The following is a 25,636-nucleotide window of genomic DNA, read 5'->3' as shown; positions in this document are numbered from 1 at the left end:
TTTTATCCTGTTGGCCCTTCAGTCTTATAATTTCACACAGCAAAGAAAAGAAAAACTCTGCCTGTTGGATGCAGAGGTTTGAGAAAATTACATTGCTGGAAGTATTTACTCCACAGAAGTGTATTCTTCAACTATAAGATTCTCCATGATGAACCTCTGACGTTCCATTGTATTTTTTCCCATATAATACTTTAAGATCTTCTCTATTTGTTCGTCTTTACCGATTCTTACCTGTTCCAGTCTGATTTCTGGTCCGATAAAGTAGGTAAACTCTTTGGGGGATATTTCACCAAGACCTTTAAATCGGGTTATCTCCGGTTCAGGTCCCAGCTCCGTGATTGCAATACGGCGTTCCTCTTCATTATAGCAATACCTTGTAACATAGTCATCTCTTTTGCCATTCTTTAAATCTACTTCTTCAAGAATATGGCGATTTTTTATCTTGGTTCGACGATTACGTACTCTAAACAGAGGCGTTTGCAGAATATATACGTGTCCTTGCCTTACAATTTCTGGATATAAATGAAGAAAGAACGTGAGGACAAGCAGGCGAATATGCATTCCGTCATCATCTGCATCAGTCGCAATTATGATCTTGTTGTATCTGAGTTTGTCAAGGCCAGAGTCAATGTTAAGAGCTGCTTGCAACAGACATACTTCCTCGTTTTCAAAGATTTGACGTTTTGTCAGACCATACGTATTAAGCATTTTCCCTTTCAAAGAAAATACGGCCTGTGTATTTACGTCACGAATTTTTGTGATACTTCCACTTGCTGAAAGACCTTCAGTGATAAAGATACATGACTCTTCCCTTTGTGGATTTCTAACATCGCAATAATGTATACGGCAGTCTCGCAGTTTAGGATTATGAAGATTGGCTTTCTTTGTATGCTCACGGACAATCTTGGTAACACCCATCATCTCCTGGTGCCTTTTTTCATTATCTTTTATCTTCTGTTCAATAATCCGTGCAATATCTGTGTGTTTATGAAGATAATTATCAACCTCTATACCAACAAATTCACTAACGAACTTATTGATACTGATGCCATCTGGTGACATCATATTTGAGCTCAACTTCCTTTTTGTTTGTGCATCAAATATTGGTTCCTCTACATTTATGGCAATTGCAGCCACAATACCAGCCCGTATATCGGCAAACTCATATTTCCCATAATAATCTCTTAAGGTACGAGCAATGCTCTCCTTAAAGGCACTTTGGTGCATACCACCATAATAGGTATATTGTCCATTGGCAAACGAAAAGTACTCTTCATTATCTTGGCATGTATGTGTAAACGCAATATCTATATCACTACCTTTTATATGGATTATAGGATAAAGGGCATCTGAAGTCATCCTGTCTTGAAACAAATCTTCCAACCCACGATGAGAAACGAATTGCTTTTCATTGAGCTTGATAGTGAGTCCGACATTCACGTATGAATACATTTGCATCATACTCTCCAAATAATCATCATGAAAATGGTAATTTAGAAACTTTGTGTCGTCAGGCTCAAAGAATATAAAAGTACCATTTTCTTCATCTGTCGGTTCCGTGACATCATTTTTTAATATACCTCTTTCAAAGACTGCCGTTCGTACTTTCCCATCTCGATAGCTGCTTACTACAAACCGAGAACTCAATGCAGTAACAGCTTTGATACCAACGCCATTCATTCCAATAGAGTTCTTAAATACCTTCTTCGTCTTGTCTGACTCAAACTTTGCACTAGTTTTTGGTTCACTTACACATTCAATGAGTTTTCCTTGTGGTATTCCTCTTCCATAGTCTCGAACTGAAATACGTTTACCATCTTCAACATTTACTTCTATCCTACTGCCTGCATTCATTTTGAATTCGTCAATAGAATTATCCATCACTTCCTTTAATAAGATATAGATGCCATCGTCAATCGATGAACCATCACCCAATGTGCCTATATACATTCCTGGGCGATGACGAATATGCTCAAGTCCTGATAATGTCCGAATATTGCTGTCATTATATTCCTGCTGCATAACATCCTTATTTATTTTGACTATTTAAGTTGATGATGCAAAGAAAACAAAGACCTCCGCCAGCTGGTGGCAGAGGTCTAAGGAAAATGCGTTTTATATAAAAAACTTAACGCGAGAGCACTTCTATTTGAAAAAACGAAAGACTTGGCATAGCCTTTGTGACATCAATACCGTATGCTCGAATAAAAGCCTGTTTCATAGCCTCTCTATCCTTACTATTATTAAAATTACTAGTCTGTGATATTACTTCTACAGACATTCCTTTCTCAACTTTAACACCATTCGCTGAAATCGCTCTATTAGTGGTAACTTTACACAACATCTTTTCTATGGCCGTTTTATCCTGTTGCCACTTCAGTTTTAATAATTACAACTGGGTCTTTATCACTTTGTGCCACCAATCCCAAGAATATCCTACAGATGGATGATATATAGCAATAACACGGGATTTTTTCCCATTTCGTTGATAATATCCATTTTTTACGTTGTATTCATCTATCTTTAATTCATCACCCCAAATCCAGCCATCCTTTTCGCCTGGCAAATATTCATACAAATACCCTACACCCCATACAATTATCAAATTTGGTTGCAATTCATCTATTACCTCAAGAAAAGCCTTCTGTCCTTCTATGTAGTCTTCGGGAGTGCCGGATTGACGTGCTTCGTTCATCGCCACTTGCAAAAAATTGAAGAATGCAATAGATTGCCATATTTCTTTGGCATCCTCTAATGTTGTTTCTCTATTTACAAGTGAACGTTCAAACTTTCTATACGTATTTTTCCATTTTTCAGAACATTTTGATGGATTCAAATAATCTTTAACAACTTTAGTAGTATTAAGGTCCTCACATTCTTTAGCATACTTTAATCCACAACAGTTACAACCATTACAATAGTGGCTTTCACCAACAACAAGAATCTTTTTATGAAAGATTCCACCCGTCTTGTAATTCTTTCCTATCCAAGGCTTAAAAAACACATGTTCCATACTGTTCGATTTTCTTGAAATTTAATTGATTCGTTGAATATCTAATTTCCCGGAATTAAAAGCGCAGGCCTTCTGTAGGTCAACACCATATTTGAGCATAAAAGCATTTTGTATTAGGGCTTTGCCCTGATGAGTGCTTTCAGGGGAGCTGAATGAATTGTAGGCAACTTCAACTGACATTCCTTTTTCCAAGCGAACTCCGTTCACGCTCATGCTATTTTTTACAGTTACTTTGTACAACATAATTACAAGTTTTTAGTTATTTACAATATCTTTCACGCAATCCAAGTGCAAGCCTCTACATCATCAAGTGCGTAGAGTAATGGGGTATTATCGTTTCTATCCAAATAATGTTTTCCTAAATTTCTCCTCTTCATGTTGAGACATTTTACGATGCTCGGTCTCTTCAAAATTCATTTTTATCAGGGTGAAATAGAAATCCTTCTGCCATTCCTCATAATATCGTTTCAAGAACTCGTTCGTGTACGACCATATACCTTGATCTACAGCTGTGATACATGTTTCGCCGAAAAGATAGGGCTCGCCGTCATTCATTCCGTGTTTCTTTGCCAATTCAAATGCCTGGGCGTATATAACACTAAGCTCCTCTTTACACTCATCGTGGCAGTCGGCATAAGCGCGGGCGTAAATCTCACTTTTACCTAAAGCAATCATTCTTCTGTAATCATTGCAATAGTTTTCAACTGCTTCCTTAGGGTCGCACTCGATTTTAGAACATAGGAACTCGTACTCATATCTTTCCCTGAAAAGCGGGTCTGTACTCATTGATGCAACGTGGATATCCAATTCTTTCTCTGGATGTTCTTTCTCTTCAAGGGCATTGTAAGCATTACAATATGACTTGTATTCCTTTAACCAATGAGTACGACAATTGGCATAAGTTTCAGCCCAAATATCGCAGTGTCCTTTTTCTTTCTCAGGCACATAGTATTTCATGAATTCTTTGGAGAAACGAATACTTTCATCGGCATTGGAATTATCCTCGTCATCATCAGGACAGTCTCTCTGTAACTCCGAATAATAATATTCTGCAACTTCCTTGAATTTATCAAAGTACTTATTATCTAAGGCCAATTCATCAAAGGCATTCTTTATCATATTATCTGTTAGCTGTTTCATATTATCAATATCATTAAGTATTGTATATTGTGTACTTGCTGTTCATTCGGTTAATGATTCCTGCTATCTCTTCACGTAGTGACAGGGGCTCCAACACTTCCATGCTCTCACCGTTCAATAGGATTTCCTGTATGAAGTCAAACGTAGGACGAATATAGTATTTGAAGATGCTGTATTCTTCGTTTTTAACTATCTCTTCCTGCGACTCATGAAGCATGAGGTCGCGGATATAGTTGGCTTGCCCTGCTGACACTTTAAGCTTCACAGTCTGAGGCTCGATGCGCTGGTCTGCGATGATACCGAAACAACCATTAAAGAAATTCTGTGCATCCCAGTCTTTAGGCATTTTAAATTTTTCCTCCGTAGCATACAAATCATGAATACGGTCGAGAGCGTAAACCCTAGGCCCTTGCTCGAAATAATATGGATAGGTGCTACGAGCCACCATGTACCAACGCTGACGGAACAGCTTCACGCAATACGGCTGAACATCGAAACTAGTCTCCTCGTCCTTCCAATAGCTATGGTAAGTGATATTCAGAACGCGGTTTTCCTTCATTGCCTCGATGATGGGCTGCAAGTACTCCTGTCCAGAAGGTACATATTCCAACAGGATCCTGTTCTTAAGGCCCTGACTCTTTGCTAAAGCATTGCTAACAGAAAGCGTATTGTAGAGCCAGGAACGGACACCATTGTTATGGATATCCTCTTCGTATTCTATATAATAGCGATACTCACCTCGATTCTCATTGGTGATATTAATACCAAACATGTCGAAGATAACTTGCCGCCAGTTGTCAAAGGTACGTTTGGGAATTTCTACTCCCCTGCTGATTTCATCACGAAGCCATAGCTCGTTCAGTTCCTTAAATGAGATCTTACGTCTGCGATAGATAGTATCTATCACCCAAACGTATTTAGTTATCAAACTTTGTCCTCTATCGTTATTCATAATACTTTGATTTTCTGCAAAAGTATGACAAGGGTACGCCAATGCGTGGCAGAGGGTAGAGAAAAATATATTTTCAGCTAGTTGTAATCTCGCCCCAAAGTTATGAAAAACTTACGAAATAAAAGAATGATGTGCTAATTTTAACACATGTCCTTCGGACTGATACCTCTTACCTTTGCATCCGATTATAGAGATTGTTCCATTTTCATGAAATAATTCTTGCAGATGGATGCAATACGGTTTAAGTTTTGTAGCTTTGCTAGAGATTTATGCCGTTGAGGGTGAGAAGGCTGGTACCTAGATAAGCATCGGCTATATCGTATGGCAGGATAAGCTTCCACCCTCATTTTTCAGATCTTTGGAGCCAGGACAAAGTATCAGAGGACATCGCTCAGGTATGGCAGGGGATGATTCAGAGTATATACAAGAGGAAAGGCGGTGAGGATTTGAGGCTATAATCATCAACATTATTAACTTAAAATTCAAACCGTATGAAACCGAATTTCGAACCTGGCAAGTGGTTTATGCAGTGCGTGGGAATCGACATTGCAAAGGGTACGTTCACGGCCTGCCTGTGTATGTATGAGTTCGATCAGGGATGCTCTACCGCCCCTGTAGTGTTTAACAACGACAAGACTGGTTTCAACCAGTTCGTCAAATGGAGTCGTAAGGAGGCTCTGAAGGGCTATCCTTTGCGCTATGTGATGGAACCCACTGGTGTCTATTATGAGCAGCTGGCAGTTCATCTGAGTAAACTCGGCCTGGACGTCTGTGTTGTGTTGCCTAATAAGGCCCGTGAGTTTGCTAAGTACGAAGGCATCCTTACAAAGACCGATGACATGGATGCCTATACTCTTGGGATGCTTGGGTGTTTGGACAAGCGCCTCAAACCTTGGGCACCGCCATCTCCTATCTATAGGGAACTGCGACAGATGACGCGTTTCGTGGCCGACATCAACAAGGTCAAGACACAGTTGAGGAACCATCTGGAGGCACTCGCACACAGCGAGATAGCGGAGAAGAGCATCGTCAAGCACTATAACAAACTTATCAACGAGATAGACAAACAGCTGGACAGTAATCAGAAGGCCATCCGCGAGAAGATCAAGCAGGAGCCCGGACTGTCAGAGCGTATTGACCGTATCACAACCATCAACGGCATAGGGTTTATGACTGTAGTTGCCGTGGTTGCAGAGACTAATGGCTTTGCGTTGATAACAAATCGTAAGCAGTTAGCCAGATATGCAGGGCTTGACGTTCCTGCACATCAGTCAGGACCTGTTGACCCTAAGCGCCACATCTCAAAGCAGGGCAACGTACACATCAGAACGGCACTCTATTTCCCTGCCATTGTCAGCACTCAGTGTAATCCTCAGATGAAAGATTTCTATGGGCGCCTATGTGACAGGAATACACAGTCGAAAATGATTGGAGTAACAGCCACTATGCGCAAGCTACTACTGCTCATATACAGCCTTTGGAAAAGTGGAGAGAAGTATGACCCGACACGTGACAAGCCTGCATGTAATAGGCAAAAGAAAGAGGCTGAAACCACTGAAGGCCAGCCTCACGGGATAGATGTTGGAACATTGGCTGAAGAATAGCCGCAGAACGCAGTCTTCCCTTGATGGCTGCAAAGTTAATCAAATCCTTTTAAATAACAAAGAAATAATCATAAAACATAGCACACTGCTGAGGAGAGCCAGTGCGGCTGCACCCGTAAACATCAGAAAAACATCGCCGCAGACGATAAACGCCATACACTGATTGTTGTTATGGAACTCGCTAAGCATTGAATCTTACATCACAGCAGAGCCCTGTCGCAATTTACATTGAAAACAGGGCATGAATGCTGCGTGTAAATGCAATCAATAGACAAGGATTGTTAAAATGTCTCACTTTTAATCCAAAAAGTTTGGTTTTTAAAACAGTATCTGCCATTTTGAACACGTGAGTGCCGCTCACGTGTTGAACACCACTACATAAGTGTTTCTTTCCATTCTCTTTTTTTGAACAAAATTGACCTTTGTTTATGTTTACAAACGTTAAATATATCGTTTTTCGATAAAGTTTTATCGTTTTTATTTGCAAGATATCTGAGAAATATATACTTTTGCATATCGAAAGTCGATAAATGTATAAATTAAAACAATAAAAACAATGAAAACAAAACTCAATTTTTTCTGTATCGTGCTGCTGATTCTCATGATAGTAGGCATGGTGATGGCAGGTTTTGCAGGTGTCAACGATTTTAAACAAGGTTATGAAGACGGTATGAATGATTCTGGAACATCAGCCTATAGCATTATTGAAGGCTTAATCATCTTTGCCTGCTTTATCGTATATATATATGCCTTTGCCTGCTATGTGCGCTTTATCCTCAACGTCAATCATGGCGAGGTGTTCACCTGGGCAAATGTCGATTTGCTTAAAACGGTGGGATGGTGCATCGTTGTAACAACAACCGTGATGTGTACAGCCATGTCGTTCGACAGTATCAACCTGCTAGACACATGGAGTGATGCTATCAGTGTTATTACTGACGGAATCTTTATTCTGATTATGGCTGAGGCCTTCTCTATCGGTCTGAAGCTGAAGGAGGAACATGATTTAACGATTTAAAATGCCTATGGGAAAGATTATTGTAAACTTAGACGTAGAGATGGCCAAGCGTAAGATGTCATTGAGCGAGCTGGCCGAACGCGTAGGACTGACACTGGCCAACCTGTCTATCCTCAAAACGGGTAAAGCCAAAGCCATACGTTTCTCCACCCTTGAGGCCATCTGTCACGAGTTAGGCTGTCAGCCTGGCGACATCCTGGAATATAGAGAAGAATAAACCATTTATCAACAACATAAAACCATTAATTATGATTACCATTACTTGCGCAGCCACAATCATTTGCCTTGGCATGCTGGCAGCATCTGTATGTGCTTAAGCAGGCACGAGACAGCACTTTGCCATACTACAGCCTGCTTCTAGCCTCGCTCGTGAGTGCTCCACGGAGCAGCCTAGGAGCAGCCTAGGAGCAGGCTAGAAGCAGAGTGATTGCTGCCTAAGAGCAGGCTAAAGATTTTTTAACAGTAAAGTTGCGAAGAAATTCTCTCGAGAATTTATCCCTAATTAAGTGATTTAGCAGTTGCTACTCATAATCATCGATGACAGCATTCATCATGTCCATCATGGGCTTGGCGGCAAGGAGCATGGGCTGCATGTCATCCAGCCACTGGTCGCCCTGGAAGAAGGTGTCGGGCACACGGTGCCAACAGCAGTAGTCCTTCTGGCGCAGATACTCCACGTACTCCCAGTCGCGGGGGAAGCCGGAGGGGCAGGTCTTCAGGCGCTCAAGGCCAAAGCCCTGAGGCTGGTCCCAACTGGAGACGTCGGAAGGGGTCTTGAAACTGCCGGGCTCTGGATTGCCGTAGTATTTCAGGAACTCCGGACTGCGCACATAGCGGAGCCACTCGTCGATATTGCCCATAATCTCATTGCGACATGAGGTCAGGATATTAGTGGGCAACCAGTAGTTGCCACAGCACACCATGCAATGACCAGGCTCCAGATGCAGGTAATAGCCGCCATGGAGCGCCTTCTTGCCATGAGCGGCGATATAAGCACCGAGGTGGGTCTTATAGGGCGACTTATCGTTGGAGAAGCGGGTATCGCGATAGAAGCGATAGGTGCAGTCCTTCACCGTGAGATGAGCCACCGAGGGGTCGAACGAGGCGATACGCACAATAGCCTGTTGCACACCCTGTTCGAAGTCGGCACGAATAGCATCGTACTCGTCTTTATGCGCCTGAAACCACTCACGACTGTTATTGGCCGACAACTGCTTCAGATACTTCATTATTCGTTTTGCATCCATAATATTAAGCGTTTTGGTGGCAAAGATACGAAATTAATCCGAAAATCATTTGCTTTTCCCTTGACTTTTCGTAACTTTGCATAATTGAACGAAAAAAAGACGCAATTCTATAACAAATGAAAACAATTTGTGATTTCATAGCCCGATGGATGGGAGCCATGGTGGTGCTGGTGGCAGCACTGGCGCTGATGGTGCCTACATCACTGGCGTGGATAGGTACGTGGGTCATCAACCCGATGCTGGGCATCATCATGTTTGGCATGGGACTGACACTCTCGCCACAGGACTTTAAGATTGTGCTGAGCCGGCCAAAGGATATACTGATAGGATGCCTGACACAGTTCACCGTGATGCCCCTGCTGGCACTGGGACTGACATGGGCCTTCGCCCTACCCGAAGAACTGGCCATCGGCGTGATACTCGTGGGCTGTTGTCCAGGTGGCACGGCATCAAATGTTATCACCTATCTGGCTAAGGGCGATCTGGCACTGTCGGTGGGTATGACTGCCGCCTCCACGCTACTGGCCCCACTGCTCACACCTTTGCTGGTATGGGCACTGGCCGGCACCATGGTTGACGTAGATGCACTAGGCATGCTGATGAGCATCGTCTATGTAGTCATAGCGCCTATAGTCGGCGGACTGCTCTGTCAGCGTTTCATACCAAGAGTGACCAGACGTGTGACGCCCTATCTGCCCGCCTTCTCGTCGGTAATGATAGCACTATTGGTTGGTATCATCGTGGCACACAATGCCGACAGAGTACTGACGGCTGGCTTGCTGGTGATGCTCATCGTGATGATTCATAATCTTCTGGGACTGGCCATCGGCTTCTCCGTGGGACGACTGCTGCACTTGCAGAAACCAAAGTGCGTGGCACTCAGCATTGAGGTGGGCATGCAGAACAGCGGACTAGCCTCATCACTGGCTGTACTGCACTTTGCCGCCTATCCACTGGCCACCATCCCCGGCGCCGTATTCAGCGTATGGCATAACATCAGTGGTGCCCTCGTTGCCAAACTGTATTCATCCAACAGAACATCAGAACAATAAAATGAACAAGAAAGCTATTATCGTAGGAGCCAGCTCTGGCATAGGACAGGAAGTGGCCCGACTGCTGCTGGCCGATGGCTGGCATATTGGTGTGGCAGCACGCAGAGAGGAACCACTGATGACACTGAAAGCCACGGCACCAGAGCGCGTGGAGGTGATAACCATTGACGTGACAAAAGAGGATGCGGGCGAACAACTGCTCATGCTGATAGAGCGACTTGGTGGCATGGACCTGTATTTCCACGCCTCGGGCATCGGCAAGCAGAACCGCACGCTGACAGAAGATATAGAACTGCGCACGATGGCTACCAATGCCGTGGGGTTCACCAGGATGATTGGCACAGCCTATCGCTATTTCGCAGAACGGGGCAATGGACATATTGCTGCCATCTCATCGATTGCAGGCACCAAGGGACTGGGACCTGCGCCTGCCTACTCAGCCACTAAGGCCTTGCAGGCCACTTATCTGCAGGCGCTGGAGCAGCAGGCTCGCCAACGCAAGTTGGACATCAGAATTACAGATATCCGCCCTGGATTCGTGGATACAGCACTGCTGAATGATGACTTCCCCTACCCGTTGATGATGAAACCTGAGACGGTGGCAAAAGATATTGTGCAGAGCATCTACCGAAAGCGCCACGTAAGAATAATAGACTGGCGCTACAGAGTGCTCACAAAGGGTTGGCAACTGATTCCCCGCTGGTTGTGGCGAAGATTCAAGATATAAAAAAAGGAGCCCCGCGGCTCCTTTTTTTCATGTTTATCTCCTTGGTCCAAAGCCGAAGCCTTGCGACTGAGGTGCTATCTCGGGCTCGCCATAGACAGAAGCCTCTGCATCCTTGTCGTTCAACTTGAACACCATGAACTTGGGATTCTGGGCTGTACAAGGTTTCCAGGCACCACCCTTAGGTCCGTTGGGGTCGCTGTACTTCACGAAGTTGGTCCAGGCGGTGAGCATCTTCTCAGACAAATCCCAGTCGCCCTTTGTCCAAGGACGCCAGCAATGTTTCAGACTCTTGAACACAAACCAAAGGTCGCTGGAGTGGAACGCACCCTTCAGGCGCTGGGTAACCTCAGGATGGGAACCGTCGTCGGGCAGAGGACGGGCAAACTCATAGGCCCAGGCCTTGCCACCCTTCTCGGCACGTACCTTACAGAACTCAGCGATATTGGGAGCCATATTACCCATGTCGTTCAGGGTGAAGCCAATCATATAAGGCACATCGGCCAAGGTACCCTGGCGCGTAGCATCGTCGAAGCTCTTCTCGCTGACATAGCCGTCGATCATAGGCATGAAGGGCAGTCCGCGCATGAAGGGCATACCGCCACCCTGCTGGCCGTCGCTGTTCACCTGATAATAGAGCGTGGGCAGTGCAAAGACGGTCTCGGTAGAGGCCTGACGCATCTTCTGCAGATCGGTAAGTCCGGCCCAGTCGAACACCTTCTTGGCATTGGCCTCGGCATCGGCCACAGAACCACCGCTATAGCGACCGCCCATCATGCCACCACCATTGGGGTTGGGGATGCTGAGTCCCTGGGCACTCATGATGACAGCCTTATGGAACAGGCCACGAGCCAAGGGCGACTCACAAAGCGTACGCACGCTGCCACCACCGGCACTCTGGCCAAAGATAGTCACGTTATTGGGGTCGCCACCAAACTGGGCGATATTCTTCTTAATCCATTTCAGGGCCTCAATCTGGTCGAGGATACCGTAGTTGCCGGATACATGATGAGGGTTCTCGGCAGCCAGCAGCGGATGCGTGAGGAAGCCAAACACGCCCAGACGGTAGTTGATCGTGACGAGCACCACATCCTTGGCACCCCACTCCTGTCCGTCGAACTCAGGTTCTGAACCAAAACCCTCACGATAGCCGCCACCATGAATCCACAGGGCAACGGGCAGTTTCTTGCCCACCTCACCAGGCGCCTTGGTCCATACGTTCAGATACAGACAGTCCTCACTGAAAGCGGCCTCCTTGCCATAGCCCCACTCCGTGTAGTAGCCACCTGTATACTGGATAGCCTGGTAACTGGGACGGCCGAAAGTGTCGCAGATCTTCACGCCCTTCCAGGGGAGCACGGGCTGAGGAGCCTTCCAACGGTTCTCGCGGATAGGAGGTGCAGCATAGGGGATGCCACGATAGACGAAGACCTCTGGATGATCGTCGGCCAGCACACCTTGTACCTTACCACCCTCAATGGATAACACAGGATTCTTGTCTGCTGCCTGGGCAGATACTGCTACGAGAAGCAGAAGAGGCAAAAACAGTTTTTTCATCATTGTAAGTTGTAATAATAAATAGTTAAGGGTTTGCTTATCGGATGCAAAATTAGAGAAAAAAATCTATTCACGCAACAGTAAGACAAAAAAAATGCGACTCCAGGAACGGAATCGCACTATCAGGTGTTTTTTTATTGAAGTATATTAATTTAAGGTAAGCCTTGTTGAGAATTTCACGTTGGCAAAGATAGGAGAAAATTTCTTTCCCTCCAAACTTTTTTGAACATTTTTTGTCCATTTACCCTAAATTATTTTCTGTTTACGAACACAACCGTTACAGCACGGGCAGCCTGGGCACCATAAACGAGTGCACCCTCGATATCAGCCGTCTTGCTGGGGCCACTGATAAAGGTACCAAACTGATAGTCAATGAAATAGTAGGACGACTGCTGGATGAGGTCATAGGCCTCGTGCATATTGTTCACAATATGACTATCATCGATAACGATGACCAGATGTTCGGATGCAAAGCAGATGGCACGCTCCTTCATGGTCTGCGGAATCCAGATGCAGGCATTCTCGGCCACACCGATGTCGCCCCGGACAATACCGACATCCACACGTTCCAATTCCTGGGCACTGGCCACGGTGTCAGGGTTCAGCTGGGCATCGATGCCCATGATATTGGTGGCGATGACGGGACTGGCAGGCCATCCGCCCACCACACGGTCGCGAATCACCGCATTGAGGTCGTCGTCCTCGGAAATCTCAATCAGGCTGGCACCCGCGATGGTCGTGGTCTTTTTCTTGAACTCGGCCACAGGGTCGTCATAGGTGATGGGCTTCAACCGGGTAAGGTCGGGCATGTCGTACGTCTCGCGCGTATGATGGCGCAAGGCGGAAAGTATCTGTTGTTTACTGCTCATAGTTTCTTCTCCTTCCATAATTGGTGGAACGACTTCGGGGGGAATTTCATCATGCGGTGCGCATAGGCCCAGGGATTCAGGCTGTTCTGCAACAAGGGACCAGGCAGCCAGTTGACCAGCGGCGAGAGGCGCAGGGCAGAGGTATAGACCTGCGGACGATTGAAGAGGAAGCTCATGCCCACGGACATATACTTCTTCATGGGGTCGGCCTTGCCCAGCGAGTCGAGCTGCTGTCGCCAGCGATAGACCTGTGCAGAGAGGTCGACCTTGGCCGGACAGACATTGTCGCAGGAGCAACAGAGGGAGCAGGCCGACACGTTATCGCTATAGCGGCGAGGGTCGCGCAACATGCCCAGGTTGATGCCGATAGGTCCAGGGATGAAATAGGTGTAGCTATAGCCTGCCGAACGGCGATAGACGGGACAGGTGTTCATGCAGGCACCACAGCGCATGCATTTCAGCGTCTGCCAGTGTTCCTGATTGGACAGGATACTGCTACGCCCGTTGTCCACCAGCACGATATGCATCTCGCCACCAGGACGGGGGCCACGGAAATGGGAGGTATAGACGGTGGTTTCCTGACCTGTGCCATTACGGGCCAGGAGGCGCTGGAACACACCCATCGCGGCATAGTTGGGCACGAGTTTCTCGATACCCATGGAGACGATATGCAACTTAGGGATAGAGGTCGACATATCAGCATTGCCCTCGTTGGTACACACCACCACATCACCCGTCTCGGCCACACCGAAATTAGCACCCGTCATGCCGGCATCGGCCTCCATGAACTGCTGGCGCAGGTGCATGCGGGCTACGTAGGTGAGGAACGTGGGGTCGTTCTCGTCGGCAATGGAATCGCCGCCCACACGACCAGCATAAGAGGCTGCTATCTCTTTGTAGTTGGGGATGAGGCGACGGAAGGTGGCACCGATATCCTCACGATGCACATGGAGGGCAGGCATCACGATATGACTGGGTGCCAGCTTCATCATCTGCAGGATACGCTCGCCCAGGTCGGTCTCGATGACCTCAATGCCACTGCGCTCCAGGTTCTCGTTGAGATGGCATTCCTCCGTGAGCATGCTCTTGCTCTTCACCACCTTTTTCACCTGGTGCTTCTGCAGGATATCCAGGACGATGGCATTATATTCCTGAGCATCCTTTGCCCAGTGCACATGGACGCCATTCTTCACGGCATTCTGCTCAAACTGTTCCAGATAGTCGGCCAGATGGGTGATGGTATGCTTCTTGATCTGACTGGCAGCCTCGCGCAGGTCTTCCCACTCAGGAAGGTCCTGGGCCATACGGTCGCGCTTCTGGCGCACACCATAGAAGGTCTGGTCGTGATGCTTTGCTACGCGAGGTTTCTGCAGATAGGCCTCGGCAGCTTTTGAATGTTGGGTACTCATATTCAGGAGTCAAGGAGTTAAGACGTTAGACCGGAAGCTAGAATCTGGACGACATGGATAAAACGGATAGGCAGATGCTCTTTCTCGGCTATGCCCTGCATGTGCATCAGACAAGAGGAGTCGGGCCCCGTGACATACTGGGCCCCGGTGGCGAGATGACGGTTGACTTTGTCAATACCCATGCGGCGACTCACGGCCTGCTCCTCGATAGCGAACATACCACCGAAGCCGCAGCACTCGTCAGGACGCTCGGGCTCTACAATCTCAATGCCCCTGACCAGTTTCAGGAGGTCAATGATCTTATTATACCGGGGCTCATGGCGCTCGGAAGGTGACGAGAGTCCCAGTTCGCGCACGCCATGACAGGAGTTGTGCACGCTGACGCGATAAGGGAAACGGGCCTGCAGGTGGTCCACCTTCACCACATCGTGCAGGAACTCCACGATATCCATCGTCTTCCCTGCCGACTCGCACGAATGGCCCTTCAGCAGATTTGGATGGAAACAACGCACATAGGCTGCGCAACTGGCCGACGGGGCCACCACATAGTCGTAGGGCGAGAACAGTTCATCAAATGTTTTGGCCAACGGCAGCGCCATGCCTTCAAAGCCAGCATTACCCATTGGTTGTCCACAACAGGTCTGGCGCTCCGGATAGTCAACATCCAATCCCAGACTCTTCAACAGGCGATATGTCGATACGCCCACCTCTGGGTAGAGCGCATCGACATAACAGGGAACAAATAATCCTATTTTCATTCAGTTATCAATTATTGTCAATCCCAGGTATCCAAATAGGTGACGTGGGTAACAAGGTATTCATCGACACCATGTTTGCCATCGGCACCGCCAATACCACTCTTCTTCATACCTGCATGGAAGCCCTGGATGGCCTCGAAATGCTCACGGTTGATATAGGTCTCGCCAAACTCAAGTTCACGACAAGCCTTCACGGCAACGTTCAGGTCCTTGGTGAAGATACTGGAAGCCAGACCGTATTCACAGTCATTAGCCATAGCGATAACTTCATCGAGGGTCTCAAACTCTACCAATGGGATAACAGGGCCAAAAGTCTCTTCATGGATGATATCCATATCCTGACGACAGTTGTCGAGCACGGTAGCAGCATAGAAGTAGCCCTTGGTGCCTACACGATGTCCACCACAGAGGAGCTTTGCGCCCTGTTTGACAGCACGTTCCACTTTCTCCGTAACACTCTCAAGCGCACGAGCTTCTACCAATGGTCCCATGTCAACACTATCGTCGGCACAGGGGTCGCCCACCTTTACAGCCTGCATCTTTTTCACCAGTATCTCTGTGAAAGCGGCCTTCACCTCTTTCTGTACATAGACACGTTCTGCATTATTACAAATCTGACCATTATTGCCAATGCGGCTATCAACAATCCACTGGGCAGCACGCTCCAGGTCGGCATCCTTCATCACGATAGCGGGGGCCTTACCACCCAATTCCAGACTTACCTTTGTGATATTCTTTGACGCTGCTGCCATGATGCTTTCGCCAGCACCTACGGAACCCGTCACGCTGACGATATCTATCTTGGGTGAGCCTGCCATTTCGTTGCCAATGACGGAACCCTTACCCGTTACGATATTGATGACGCCTGCGGGCAGACCTGTTTCGGCCACCACCTTGGCAAACTCCGTACAGTTCTCGGGCGTGAGCTGTGAGGGCTTTATCACGATAGTACATCCTGCAATCAAAGCGGCACCAGCCTTACGAGCAATCAGGAAGAAGGGGAAGTTCCATGGAAGGATACCTGCAACAACACCGATAGGTTTCTTAGTGAGCAGGATGGTCTCGTTAGGACGGTCGGAAGGGATAATCTCGCCCTCGATATGGCGGGCAAAGGTGGCCATATACTCAAAATAGGCAATGGTAGCACCAACCTCGATAGCAGCCCAGTTGCGGGTCTTACCCTGCTCGCGCATGATAATCTCAGTAAATTCCTTCTCGCGTTTTCTGATTCCTTCAGCCATCTTCAGCAGATAACCGGCTCGCTCAATGGCAGGTGTCTTGGCCCACGCTTTCTGAGCTACACGGGCAGCATCCAGCGCACGGTTCACATCCTCAATGGTACCTTCCGGCTGACGGGAGATAACTTCCTCAGTTGAAGGGTTTAACACATTGATCCACTTGCCGTTCGAACTCTCACAGAACTGGCCGTTGATGTACATCTGTAAGTCTTTCATACTGTATTGGTTTTTAGTAAATGAATAATAGTAGATTGTTTTATTGGATGCTGCAAAGATAGCAAAAGTATTTATATTGGCAACAAAAATATTTCTTTTTTTTAGTTTAATCGCAAAAAATGCGGCATCTACATCAAAAACAAGAGGAAAGTGATGATCAAAGAGTAAGAGAGTCTAACAATATCTCTATCAGGCGGGGCTTGGCATAATCGTCGAGCTCCGCTTCTTTTATCCAGAAATAGTCCTCAGGGAGCTGTGGGCGCTCTGCCGGTTCCCACAGGTAGAAGTCGGTCCAGAGGATACGATGGGTGAGGACATGCTTGACGTTCTTCTTAATTAACTGAGCGCTCGACCTTTGGTCGCTTGCTACCGGAGGGACGCAAGAATTGAGAATTGAGAACTCTCCGTTCTCAATTAACAACGGTTCGTAGAGTCCCTGCCAGATGTCCCCCTCACCACGGCGATGGATAGCTGTCTCACCCTGATAGCGTATATAGACATAAGTGAGCCGGCGTTCCTGCACCTTCAGCGTCTTGAGTTTTACGGGAAGCTCAGCTACCCTACCCTTACGGAATGCCACGCACGACTCCATCAACGGACAGTTCATGCAATCAGGACTGGCTGGCGTGCACTGGATAGCGCCAAAGTCCATGATGGCCTGGTTGTAAAGACCCGCCCCCATCCCCTTCTTATCAAGGGCGGGGAGTAGTAAGTCCTGAGCCAGCAGGGCAAATTCCTTTTTGCCCTCTGTGGAGTTGATGGGTGTGCTGATGCCAAAGTGGCGACTCAGAACACGATAGACATTACCATCGACAACTGCAGCAGGCAGGTCGAAAGCAATACTTCCGATGGCAGCAGCGGTATAGTCGCCAACGCCTTTCAAGCCTTTGATACCTTCTATCGTCGTGGGGAAGCCACCAAGCGCCACAATCTGTTTGGCGGCAAAATGCAAATTGCGGGCACGGGAATAATAGCCCAGTCCCTGCCATTCACGCAGCACCTCGTCCTCGCTGGCCTCAGCCAGTTGCTCCACGGTAGGCCAACGGCGCATGAAACGCTCCCAGTATGCCCATCCCTGTTTGACCTGCGTCTGCTGGAGGATGATCTCCGACAGCCATATGGCATAGGGGTCCCTGGTTTGTCGCCAGGGTAAATCCCGCCCATTCTCACGAAACCAAGGCAATAATGTCAGCGCAAAATCATTCGTCATAACTCCTTAACTTCTTAACTCCTTAACTCCTCAGGATTCATCGTGTCAATGAGAATTTCAGGGAGACACCAAAGTCCTGCGTCGTGGTAGGATAACTGCTGCTTGAGAGCAGAGGCGTGTTGGTCTGACGGTCATAATAAGCCGTGAGTGTCAGCATGCGCGACAAGGTATAGTCGGCCTGAAGCGAAATCTTCAAGGCACTGTTACCACTGCTGGCAGATGATACGCCAGAGGCGATATCACGGGTGATGGCAGCCTGACGACGGAAAGAGACATCCAGACGGGTGTTCAGATCGTGGTTGATACCCTTCTTGCTCGTGGTCTGCGTCTTGGAACTGTTGTTCTTGTTATCATCATTCCTGCCCTTGCCACCCGATGCCTTGCGACTGCTGCCTGAGCCACTGCCAAAGAGGTTGAAGTTGCTGATCTTATAGCCCATGCCAATCACCCAGTCCTTAGACTGTGACTCATTGATCTGCACGCTGGTCATAGAGAGGTTGAGCACACGGGTAGTACGATATTCCACCTTACACGTCAGGTTGTTGTTGAACGTCATGTCAACGCCCAACAGCGGTGAGAAGGCCTCGTTGATGCTCACTGTAGAGATATTATAGCGTGAAGAGGGCGTCAAAGAGCCATCAGCAGCCTTTACATAACCGAGGTCGCCCATATACTCCATCCAAGAACTGTATGAGGCATAGGAACCTACGGAATAGACACTCTTATACGAGTGGTTCAGGTTGACGCTCTTGAAATGATCGCGTATCCAGGGCAACTTAGCCAGTCCGCCATAACGGATGGACCAGTTGGGCAACAGGCGCGTGAGTACGGGGAAGATGTCGAGCGAGCCACCAGCACCCATGGTATAGGTATCGAGGAAGGCAGGTATCAGCACGTCGGCACCATAGGCATTCACAGGATTGGCATCCTGAACAGAAGAGCCCTCATACTGTGCCTGTACACGATCACGGAAGGCATTTACCTTGCCGCAGAACTCGTTAAACGACGGACTGTTATAGCCATTGTTGGCATCGCCCATACCCTCGAGTGCACTGCGCAAGGAGATCGTGGTCATGGTGAAACTGCCACTATAGGTGGTGGGTGAACCCTCATACATGAACTGCACGCTGCGCGACTTGGTAGCAGTACGGGTGGCCGAGAGGTCTATCTTCAGGTCGCGCACAGGTTCCAGGGTGGCACGCAACTGCAAATCCTCTGTTGCCGAGGTATTGGCAGGAGTAGCCACATCGTCACTGCAAAGCAACCATCCGTTGTTACGGGCCGTCTCGATATACTCGTCGCCAGTAAGACCGAAAGCGAAACCAAGGCCTGGAGCCATCACACTACCCGTACGCTGTCCGAAGGCATCGCCTACGTTGGGGATAAAGCCCGGCAGCGTCATAGAATACTGATGACGGTAACTGAGATTCACCGTACGGATCATCGTCAGGATATGGGCGGCATGCTGGGCCGAGTTATACCACCATTCCTTCTCAAGGGGTTCCTTGGGAGTGACAGAGATCTTTATCTGCAGCGAGTCAGGTCCCCATACCTTAATCTTATTCTCATCAACGGTCTTCCACTTCACGTCGACCTTACGGCCATCCTTATTGCGAGCAGACACCATCAGGCGCTTGGACTTCTTGCCATGCTGTACCACAATCTGACTGTCGGGTATCAGCGTGATCTCCTTCTGGAAGGTGTTCTTGTTCTTTGGAAGGGCTTTCTCGTCCTTGGTCTGTTCCTTGGCACCATCCTTCGTATCACCGCCCTTTACCTTCGTATCAGCCTTCTTCACCGTCTTGGACTTTCCTGCAGGTTTGGCAGGCTGTTTCTTGAAGCGCTCGTTGGTCTTCTTCAGGAAGGGGATATGGTTATAGAGCGTCTCCATATTGAGCGACCCGTTGATATTCAGATTACGGTTATTAGAAATGGTATTACCAAGAGAGGTACCATCCTCCATATCAGTACCACGCAACCATGAATAGCTGGACTTGAACGAGGCATCAGCCTTCACCCAATCGAAAACAGGCAGTTTATCGATAGGCAACTGGTATGACAAGGAGAACGACTGCTGATAGTCGAGGGGCACACCCCAGTTCTTGATACTGGTCCATACAGAATCTTTCCAAGCCGAATAGCGATCCGGATAAAGATCTTGATTCACCGGTGTATAGGGTTCCTCAATCTCGGCATGGGTAGCACTCTGGAAAGTCATGTGCAGATTCTTGGTGAAGTCCCAGCGCAGCGAGAAGTCACGGTTCCACAGGAACTGCTGACTGAACGTCAGGGGCAGATTAGGATTCTCGGTATTCTCGAGGTCGCGCTCCTGCAACTCACTATACATACGCACCATCTCGGAATTGAACGAGATATTCTGGGGCAGATAGTTGAAGCCAAGTGCCTTGGGGAAATTCATCCACTTGGACTTACTCTTGGAATTCTTAAACGGCTCCCATGTCTTGAATACAGGCGTATAAGAATAGTTGATAGAGCCACGCCACTGGTCTTCATTCTCATAAACAGTAGTCTCGCCCGTGGTGTTACGGTGAGAGTGTGAATAAGAGAACGAGAAGTTGGCAGGGTCGATAGGCAACGGATGACGCTTGTTCTTGATATCCACACGCACATTACTCAAGGAGAAATTGCGGTTGATATGCTTGGTTACGGCAATAGACTCAATAGAATCGCGCTCACGCTGACTGCCAGCCGACTCCAGGGCATCATCAAGTTCCATATCAGAATCCAGCGGATTATACTTCGGACTGATAATCTCCTTAGAATAAGAGTAATAAAGTGGTGCAGAGACCTTGGCTTTTTCAGGAAATAGTTTGCCGAGATCAACATTGGCCGTAACAGTGTATGATTTCTGCGTATCGGTAGAACGCTGCAGGATGGTCTCTTCCAGTCCACCGAAGCCATCAGTAACATAACGGCCTGTCATGTTCACACTACCCAAGTCGGACAGTTGTACATTAAGTGCACCAGAGGCAGCCCAGCCACCTTCGTTATTAGTCTCACGAAGGCGCATCTCGTTAACCCATACCTCACCCGACTTCATGCCGGAGCTAAGGTTGCGCACACCGATAATCATGGTCTTCACCTCGGCCAACGAGGGGTTACCCACCACGCTCACCTTATTATTAGGTTTATTGGGATCATACTCCGAATAAACCTGTGTGTAGCTGGCCAGTCCGGCAGCTCTTGCTTTATTACGATTTTTCTTCAACGCTGTAAAGATGCTCATATCGATATCGAGCATATTCTCCTCTGGCCATACCTTGGCACGGTCACTGGGCACATTCCAGCGGTAATGGCCCTGCGGGGTGAGCTTCAGGGGAATGAGGTATTCGTAATAGTTGTTCTTATAGTCGGAACCCAGACGGATGAACACAGCCAACTGGTTGTCCTCCAGCTGCGTGCTATTGGGGACCAAATGGTTGGCATGAACAAACATCTGCAAGCGCTTATACTGACGCAGGTTCAGATTGGTATTCTTATACACAGCCTTCGACTCGCCCTGCGACAGGTTCTTCACGGTGAGACAGAGCGCCTGCTCATTATTCTCTGTAAGCTGGGGCTGACCGGGGTCAGTAACACGGGTAATGCCCGGAGGCAGCACATAGGCCACAGGCTGACGGTCCGTATTCTCCTCCACGTTGACAGCACTCATCTCCAACAGACCCGTCTCGGCACCTGCTGATGTCTGCAGGTTCTGCTTATAGCGTCGCCATTCACCACGTACGAGGTCCAGAGAACCGAAACGCAACACGATAGGTTCCTCAAAGCCAGTGAGGAACATACGCATGAAGCGGATGCTGGTGAAGTCGTTGATGGAGCCAATCTTTGAGTCGTATTCCGTCAGGGGCACACGGTACTGGTACCAACGTACGGTAATAGAGTCGCCATTACGCAGCTTGGCCTTGTAGTCACGGTGGTCTACGATATGAGAGCCCTCGGGATTAGCCCCACGGTTGTAGGCCTGCAGTTCATCATCACTGATAGGAATACGATACTGATAATAGCGCTCGTACTCGTTGAGAGTATAATCCTGATTGATATCCTCCACATCGGGACCGGTCTTATAAGAGGTATCGTAACCCTCTGTCTGGTTATCACTGGCAGGAGAGTTTCCCTGAGGATTATTGATACGCTTATAGCGATCCATGATACTGGTCTTCGCAGCATCAAAGTCGGAACCACGGTAATAATGATAGTTGTCGCCGGCAGGGTCTTGTCGCCAAGCCTGAAGCAAGGAATCATTATGTACCACATTACCGACATTATTCAACCAGTCAGCATATGCGCCATAGGTTCGTTCTTCTTCATCTGTCAAACCATTGAGACCCACATCCTGCTTCTGGCGGGAGCCGCTGGTGGTAGCGAAGGCGTAGGTCTGCGTAGCCTGCACGGGAATCTTACCCCACTGGGTTGTCTCAAACGATGAGGTGCCATCAACCGGCATACCACTCTCGTAGAACTTCTTGCCATCACGCAGCACATCCTCGCCCACCTCACCAAGGTTGATATACAACTCACCACTATGTTTGCTGGCAGTACCTTCCTGACGGGTATAGATGAAGGGATCGAGCAGCCAGAACTCTACATATTCTATATTAGACTGTTCGAAGTCGGTAGTCTCCAGCTTACGCATCATACCACCCCAGCGCTGGGCTGGATTACGGAGCGTACCGTCGCTATTGTAGTCAAGCGTCAGGTTGTAAGGACCACGTTCCTGCGGGTAATAAGCCAGGTTCAGGACGGGCAATGTAGACACGGCACCGTTATAGGTACTCTGGTCACGGTTAGGATAGAGTTCCTTCACATAGACCTCACGCACATAGTGGTTGGACAACTGGTCCAGGTCGTTCTTGATATGCGCAGGTGTCAGACTGGATGAGCGGCGGGTAAAGATGGGATCTACGGTATACCACGCGAGCAAGGCACGGCCGTAGCCACTGCTCACCGTTGTCTTGTCATTGTGGTTGGCAAACATCGTAGGCACACTTGAAAGTACCCACTCCTTGGGGTCGCTCACATCACGCAGGTCCTTGGTATTCTCAAAGTCATCAATATACGAGGCATTATCCTGCGTACCACTGGCATTGCCGGCAATGAGTTGGGCAAACTCACCCGTAAAGGTAATCTGCGAGGGCTGGGTCACATGAATCAGAGGCAGGCGGTTCAACATGTTCGTCAACCATTGCGACTCCTGTTTCCAGTTGATATTCAAGCCCCAGATGGTGTTGTTCAGAGGTTCGTCACCCATGGTCACCTTCGTGGTCAGCGCCTGTTCATTGAGGTGCATCAGTGTACCGCCAAGTGAGAAATTCTTCGTGAAGTCGTATTGCCAGTTCAGTCCCAGCATGGTCTTTCGCTGCATGCCATAGCTGGTATTATCCTCCAGCGATACGCTGACATTGGTGCCTGCATCGATGATACTCTGGTTCAGGATGGTAACCTCACCCAGGGAATAGTCCACACTATAGTCGGAACCCTCCTGCAGCTCCACGCCACCGGCAACAACCTTCACTGAACCCTGGGGCACGTTATAGGCACCCAGCGAGATGACATTGGCGGCAGTACCCTTATACTGACCCGTCATGATGAACTTGTCCTTCTCGGCATTCTGTTTGGCTACGGTCTTCGTAGAGTCATAAAGCTGGTCGAAGCAATAGGTATCTGCCAGATTTGCCACACCTTTCTGACTCAGGTAGTTACGCAGATACTCACCAAAGGGCTCTGCTGCAGGCAAGAACACACGACCATTATTAATGGTATAGCCCTGAACAAAGTCGAACTGGCCATTGGCATGTGGTTTCATATTAGCATCCAACCGGTCGAGTCCCATTACTTTCAGCAACGTGGTGCTCTTTAACGACTCTTCTGGGAGGTACGACAGATAGGTACCTGTGGTGTCACTCTGGTATTTGATGTCCAAGCGGAACTTCTCTTTCTCGACTGTCGATGCCAGATAATACACGTTTTTCATCATCAGGCGCCAGTTGGGCTGTGAGGGGGTATTCGATGTATTCTTCAAAGCCTTCACAAACAGGCACTTGTCGGTCTGCGTCATATCCGTAGAGAACTCACCCACCTGATAGGTCTGACCACCATAGGTATACTCATAAGCCACAGCCAGCACCTGGTCGGTCTGGAGACCCGACTTCAACGAGATATAGCCAAGGGCTGTGTTCACCGTATATTCACTGGAACTCAACAGGCGGGCACTCGACAGTTTTTCATAGTCCACGCCACCCGTTATGCCACTCATCGACTCCAAGCGCACGGTGACCTGATCGATGGTACGTGATGCAGAGTCTATCCGCTGCACCAGCGAAGAATAGATATCATTGGCCTGGTTGCTGGGAACTGGCATGCCCGTGGTATTCCATACCGGATTCGTCAGATAGGTATTCTCACCCAGTTCGCCAAAGGCCACGATATTACGGGAGTTGGACGTGGTACCCGACTTATTCGTAATCCACACCTCCACACGGTTGATCTTCACACCTGTGGTGAGGTTGGGCAAGGTAGACATCGCCTTATCGTAAATCAGGCGGAAGAAATGAGAGAGGAAGAAGTGGCGGTTCTCTTCATAATCAGCCACATCAATCTCGAACGGAGTGGTCTGTGTGCCACCTTTGCTGGAAACACTCTTCGATGTTGATTTTTTCTGTGAGATGACCGTCTGCAGTTTCAACTTACCAAACTGCAAGTCGGTACGTACACCGAAGAGGGCCGACGCGCCATGTACCAGCGAGTTATTGGAGGGGAAGCTGACATTACCAGCCTCAACCAGTTTGATAATCTCGTCTTCCTTGCCGTCGTATTTCAGTTTCAGGTTCTTCGTATCAAAGTCAAAGGTAGCATCGGTGTTGTAGTTCAGGTTCATATTCACCTTGTCACCCACCTTTCCGTTGACACTCAGATTCACCTTCTCATCAAAGTCGAATGATGTAGTTTTCCTGTTACGGATAGGCAACGAGGGGTTGTCAATATCCTTCAGCGTGGCACCAATCTTCAGTTCGGCCGTACCCTGCGTCTTCACACGCACGCCACCAGGACCGAAAATCTTCTCTGCAGGTCCTAAATCGAAATGCATATCAGAGAAGTCGAACTTATCCTTTCCCTGAGACTTCGCATTCTCTGCATCCTTCACACGGAAGAACTGCTGACGGGCCTTTCGTTCGCTCCAGCGCATATACTCCTCAGGTGTCATCACAATAGGTGCATTCAGATAGGAGTCACCCATCTTGGAACCTATCACATAAAGATTCAGGGAGTCATTATATTCCACCTGCTGCTTCACATTCTCAGGCATACGCAGGTCAAGGGCACTGGAATCCAGGTCTGCCGTAAGTACAGGAGCCGTCTTCTGTATCTTCCAGCGCGAATGCACTAATGAGTCGGGGATGCTCTCATCCTCGACCGTCAGGGCCTTTGGCTGTGCTTTCGGCTGTACCTTTGGCGCGTTCTTTTTATCCTTATCGTCATCGTCTTGCTGTGGAATAGCGGCAAAAGCCACAATGCCCAGAATCAGCAACGACAACATATATACTAGTCGTTTCAACGCTATTCTATAGAATCTTGTTCGTTAAAATAACGCAAAACAGGCGCAGATATTGC

19 protein-coding genes are annotated in these 25,636 nt (G+C 48.2%); 5 read left to right on the top strand and 14 right to left on the bottom strand.

All coding sequences use genetic code 11. The annotated features are described in order from the left end of the window. Positions 1 to 105: 105 nt before the first annotated feature. The 6 genes from L6468_RS03285 to L6468_RS03265 all read right to left on the bottom strand — a co-directional run bounded on the left by L6468_RS03285 (position 106) and on the right by L6468_RS03265 (position 5,105). Complete coding sequence (locus L6468_RS03285) at positions 106 to 2,022, bottom strand: toprim domain-containing protein (RefSeq protein ID WP_237795217.1); 1,917 nt, start codon at positions 2,020 to 2,022, stop codon at positions 106 to 108. A gap of 106 nt (positions 2,023 to 2,128) precedes the next feature. Continuing rightward, positions 2,129 to 2,344, bottom strand: a complete 216-nt coding sequence (locus L6468_RS14795) for a DUF6140 family protein (RefSeq protein WP_431356694.1) — start codon at positions 2,342 to 2,344, stop codon at positions 2,129 to 2,131. Positions 2,345 to 2,389: 45 nt separating this feature from the next. Then, a complete protein-coding gene (locus L6468_RS03280; protein ID WP_237795209.1) occupies positions 2,390 to 3,013 on the bottom strand; it encodes a uracil-DNA glycosylase family protein in 624 nt (207 codons plus the stop codon). Between the two features lie 21 nt (positions 3,014 to 3,034). Beyond that, positions 3,035 to 3,256 carry a DUF6140 family protein gene (locus L6468_RS03275; protein ID WP_237795206.1) on the bottom strand — a complete coding sequence of 74 codons (222 nt, stop codon included), beginning with the start codon at positions 3,254 to 3,256 and terminating at the stop codon, positions 3,035 to 3,037. A gap of 96 nt (positions 3,257 to 3,352) precedes the next feature. Then, positions 3,353 to 4,153 carry a hypothetical protein gene (locus L6468_RS03270; protein WP_237795204.1) on the bottom strand — a complete coding sequence of 267 codons (801 nt, stop codon included), beginning with the start codon at positions 4,151 to 4,153 and terminating at the stop codon, positions 3,353 to 3,355. Between the two features lie 13 nt (positions 4,154 to 4,166). Continuing rightward, positions 4,167 to 5,105, bottom strand: a complete 939-nt coding sequence (locus L6468_RS03265) for a WYL domain-containing protein (protein WP_237795203.1) — start codon at positions 5,103 to 5,105, stop codon at positions 4,167 to 4,169. A 491-nt stretch (positions 5,106 to 5,596) separates the two neighbouring features. Between L6468_RS03265 and L6468_RS03260 the strand changes: the two genes are divergently transcribed. From L6468_RS03260 to L6468_RS03250, 3 genes are all read left to right on the top strand, one after another. Further along, positions 5,597 to 6,709, top strand: a complete 1,113-nt coding sequence (locus L6468_RS03260) for an IS110 family RNA-guided transposase (protein WP_237795202.1) — start codon at positions 5,597 to 5,599, stop codon at positions 6,707 to 6,709. Positions 6,710 to 7,265: 556 nt separating this feature from the next. Continuing rightward, on the top strand, positions 7,266 to 7,727 hold the full coding sequence (locus L6468_RS03255) for a DUF2975 domain-containing protein (protein ID WP_237795193.1): 462 nt from the start codon (positions 7,266 to 7,268) through the stop codon (positions 7,725 to 7,727). Between the two features lie 7 nt (positions 7,728 to 7,734). Next, a complete protein-coding gene (locus L6468_RS03250; protein ID WP_431356693.1) occupies positions 7,735 to 7,944 on the top strand; it encodes a helix-turn-helix domain-containing protein in 210 nt (69 codons plus the stop codon). Positions 7,945 to 8,248: 304 nt separating this feature from the next. On the opposite strand, the gene L6468_RS03245 is transcribed toward L6468_RS03250, so the two are convergent. Next, positions 8,249 to 8,974, bottom strand: coding sequence for a DUF2461 domain-containing protein (locus tag L6468_RS03245; RefSeq protein ID WP_237795188.1), 726 nt, complete (start codon positions 8,972 to 8,974; stop codon positions 8,249 to 8,251). A 116-nt stretch (positions 8,975 to 9,090) separates the two neighbouring features. Between L6468_RS03245 and L6468_RS03240 the strand changes: the two genes are divergently transcribed. Together L6468_RS03240 and L6468_RS03235 are read left to right on the top strand one after the other, a co-directional pair. Further along, positions 9,091 to 10,026: a bile acid:sodium symporter family protein gene (locus tag L6468_RS03240; RefSeq protein ID WP_237795186.1), complete on the top strand. Its 936-nt coding sequence runs from the start codon at positions 9,091 to 9,093 to the stop codon at positions 10,024 to 10,026. A gap of 1 nt (position 10,027) precedes the next feature. Beyond that, positions 10,028 to 10,753 (top strand): SDR family NAD(P)-dependent oxidoreductase, encoded by a 726-nt coding sequence (locus tag L6468_RS03235; RefSeq protein WP_237795183.1) that lies wholly within the window; start codon positions 10,028 to 10,030, stop codon positions 10,751 to 10,753. A gap of 33 nt (positions 10,754 to 10,786) precedes the next feature. On the opposite strand, the gene L6468_RS03230 is transcribed toward L6468_RS03235, so the two are convergent. From L6468_RS03230 to sov, 7 genes are all read right to left on the bottom strand, one after another. Beyond that, positions 10,787 to 12,310 (bottom strand): carboxylesterase/lipase family protein, encoded by a 1,524-nt coding sequence (locus tag L6468_RS03230; RefSeq protein WP_237795176.1) that lies wholly within the window; start codon positions 12,308 to 12,310, stop codon positions 10,787 to 10,789. Positions 12,311 to 12,558: 248 nt separating this feature from the next. After that, positions 12,559 to 13,176 (bottom strand): LutC/YkgG family protein, encoded by a 618-nt coding sequence (locus L6468_RS03225; RefSeq protein WP_237795174.1) that lies wholly within the window; start codon positions 13,174 to 13,176, stop codon positions 12,559 to 12,561. Continuing rightward, positions 13,173 to 14,585, bottom strand: a complete 1,413-nt coding sequence (locus tag L6468_RS03220) for a lactate utilization protein B (protein ID WP_091852393.1) — start codon at positions 14,583 to 14,585, stop codon at positions 13,173 to 13,175. The genes L6468_RS03225 and L6468_RS03220 overlap by 4 nt, the downstream gene beginning before the upstream one ends. A 17-nt stretch (positions 14,586 to 14,602) precedes the next feature. Next, on the bottom strand, positions 14,603 to 15,343 hold the full coding sequence (locus L6468_RS03215; RefSeq protein ID WP_237795166.1) for a (Fe-S)-binding protein: 741 nt from the start codon (positions 15,341 to 15,343) through the stop codon (positions 14,603 to 14,605). Between the two features lie 17 nt (positions 15,344 to 15,360). Next, positions 15,361 to 16,797, bottom strand: a complete 1,437-nt coding sequence (gene aldA, locus L6468_RS03210; protein ID WP_237795164.1) for an aldehyde dehydrogenase — start codon at positions 16,795 to 16,797, stop codon at positions 15,361 to 15,363. Between the two features lie 157 nt (positions 16,798 to 16,954). After that, positions 16,955 to 18,007, bottom strand: a complete 1,053-nt coding sequence (locus L6468_RS03205) for an A/G-specific adenine glycosylase (protein ID WP_237795162.1) — start codon at positions 18,005 to 18,007, stop codon at positions 16,955 to 16,957. A gap of 37 nt (positions 18,008 to 18,044) precedes the next feature. After that, a complete protein-coding gene (sov, locus tag L6468_RS03200; RefSeq protein ID WP_237796639.1) occupies positions 18,045 to 25,562 on the bottom strand; it encodes a T9SS outer membrane translocon Sov/SprA in 7,518 nt (2,505 codons plus the stop codon). Positions 25,563 to 25,636 lie beyond the last annotated feature (74 nt).

The organism is Prevotella communis (assembly GCF_022024115.1).
Classification (GTDB): domain Bacteria; phylum Bacteroidota; class Bacteroidia; order Bacteroidales; family Bacteroidaceae; genus Prevotella; species Prevotella communis.
The sequence above is the reverse complement of the archived record's forward strand: the minus strand, read 5'-3'. Positions and strand labels throughout refer to the sequence as shown.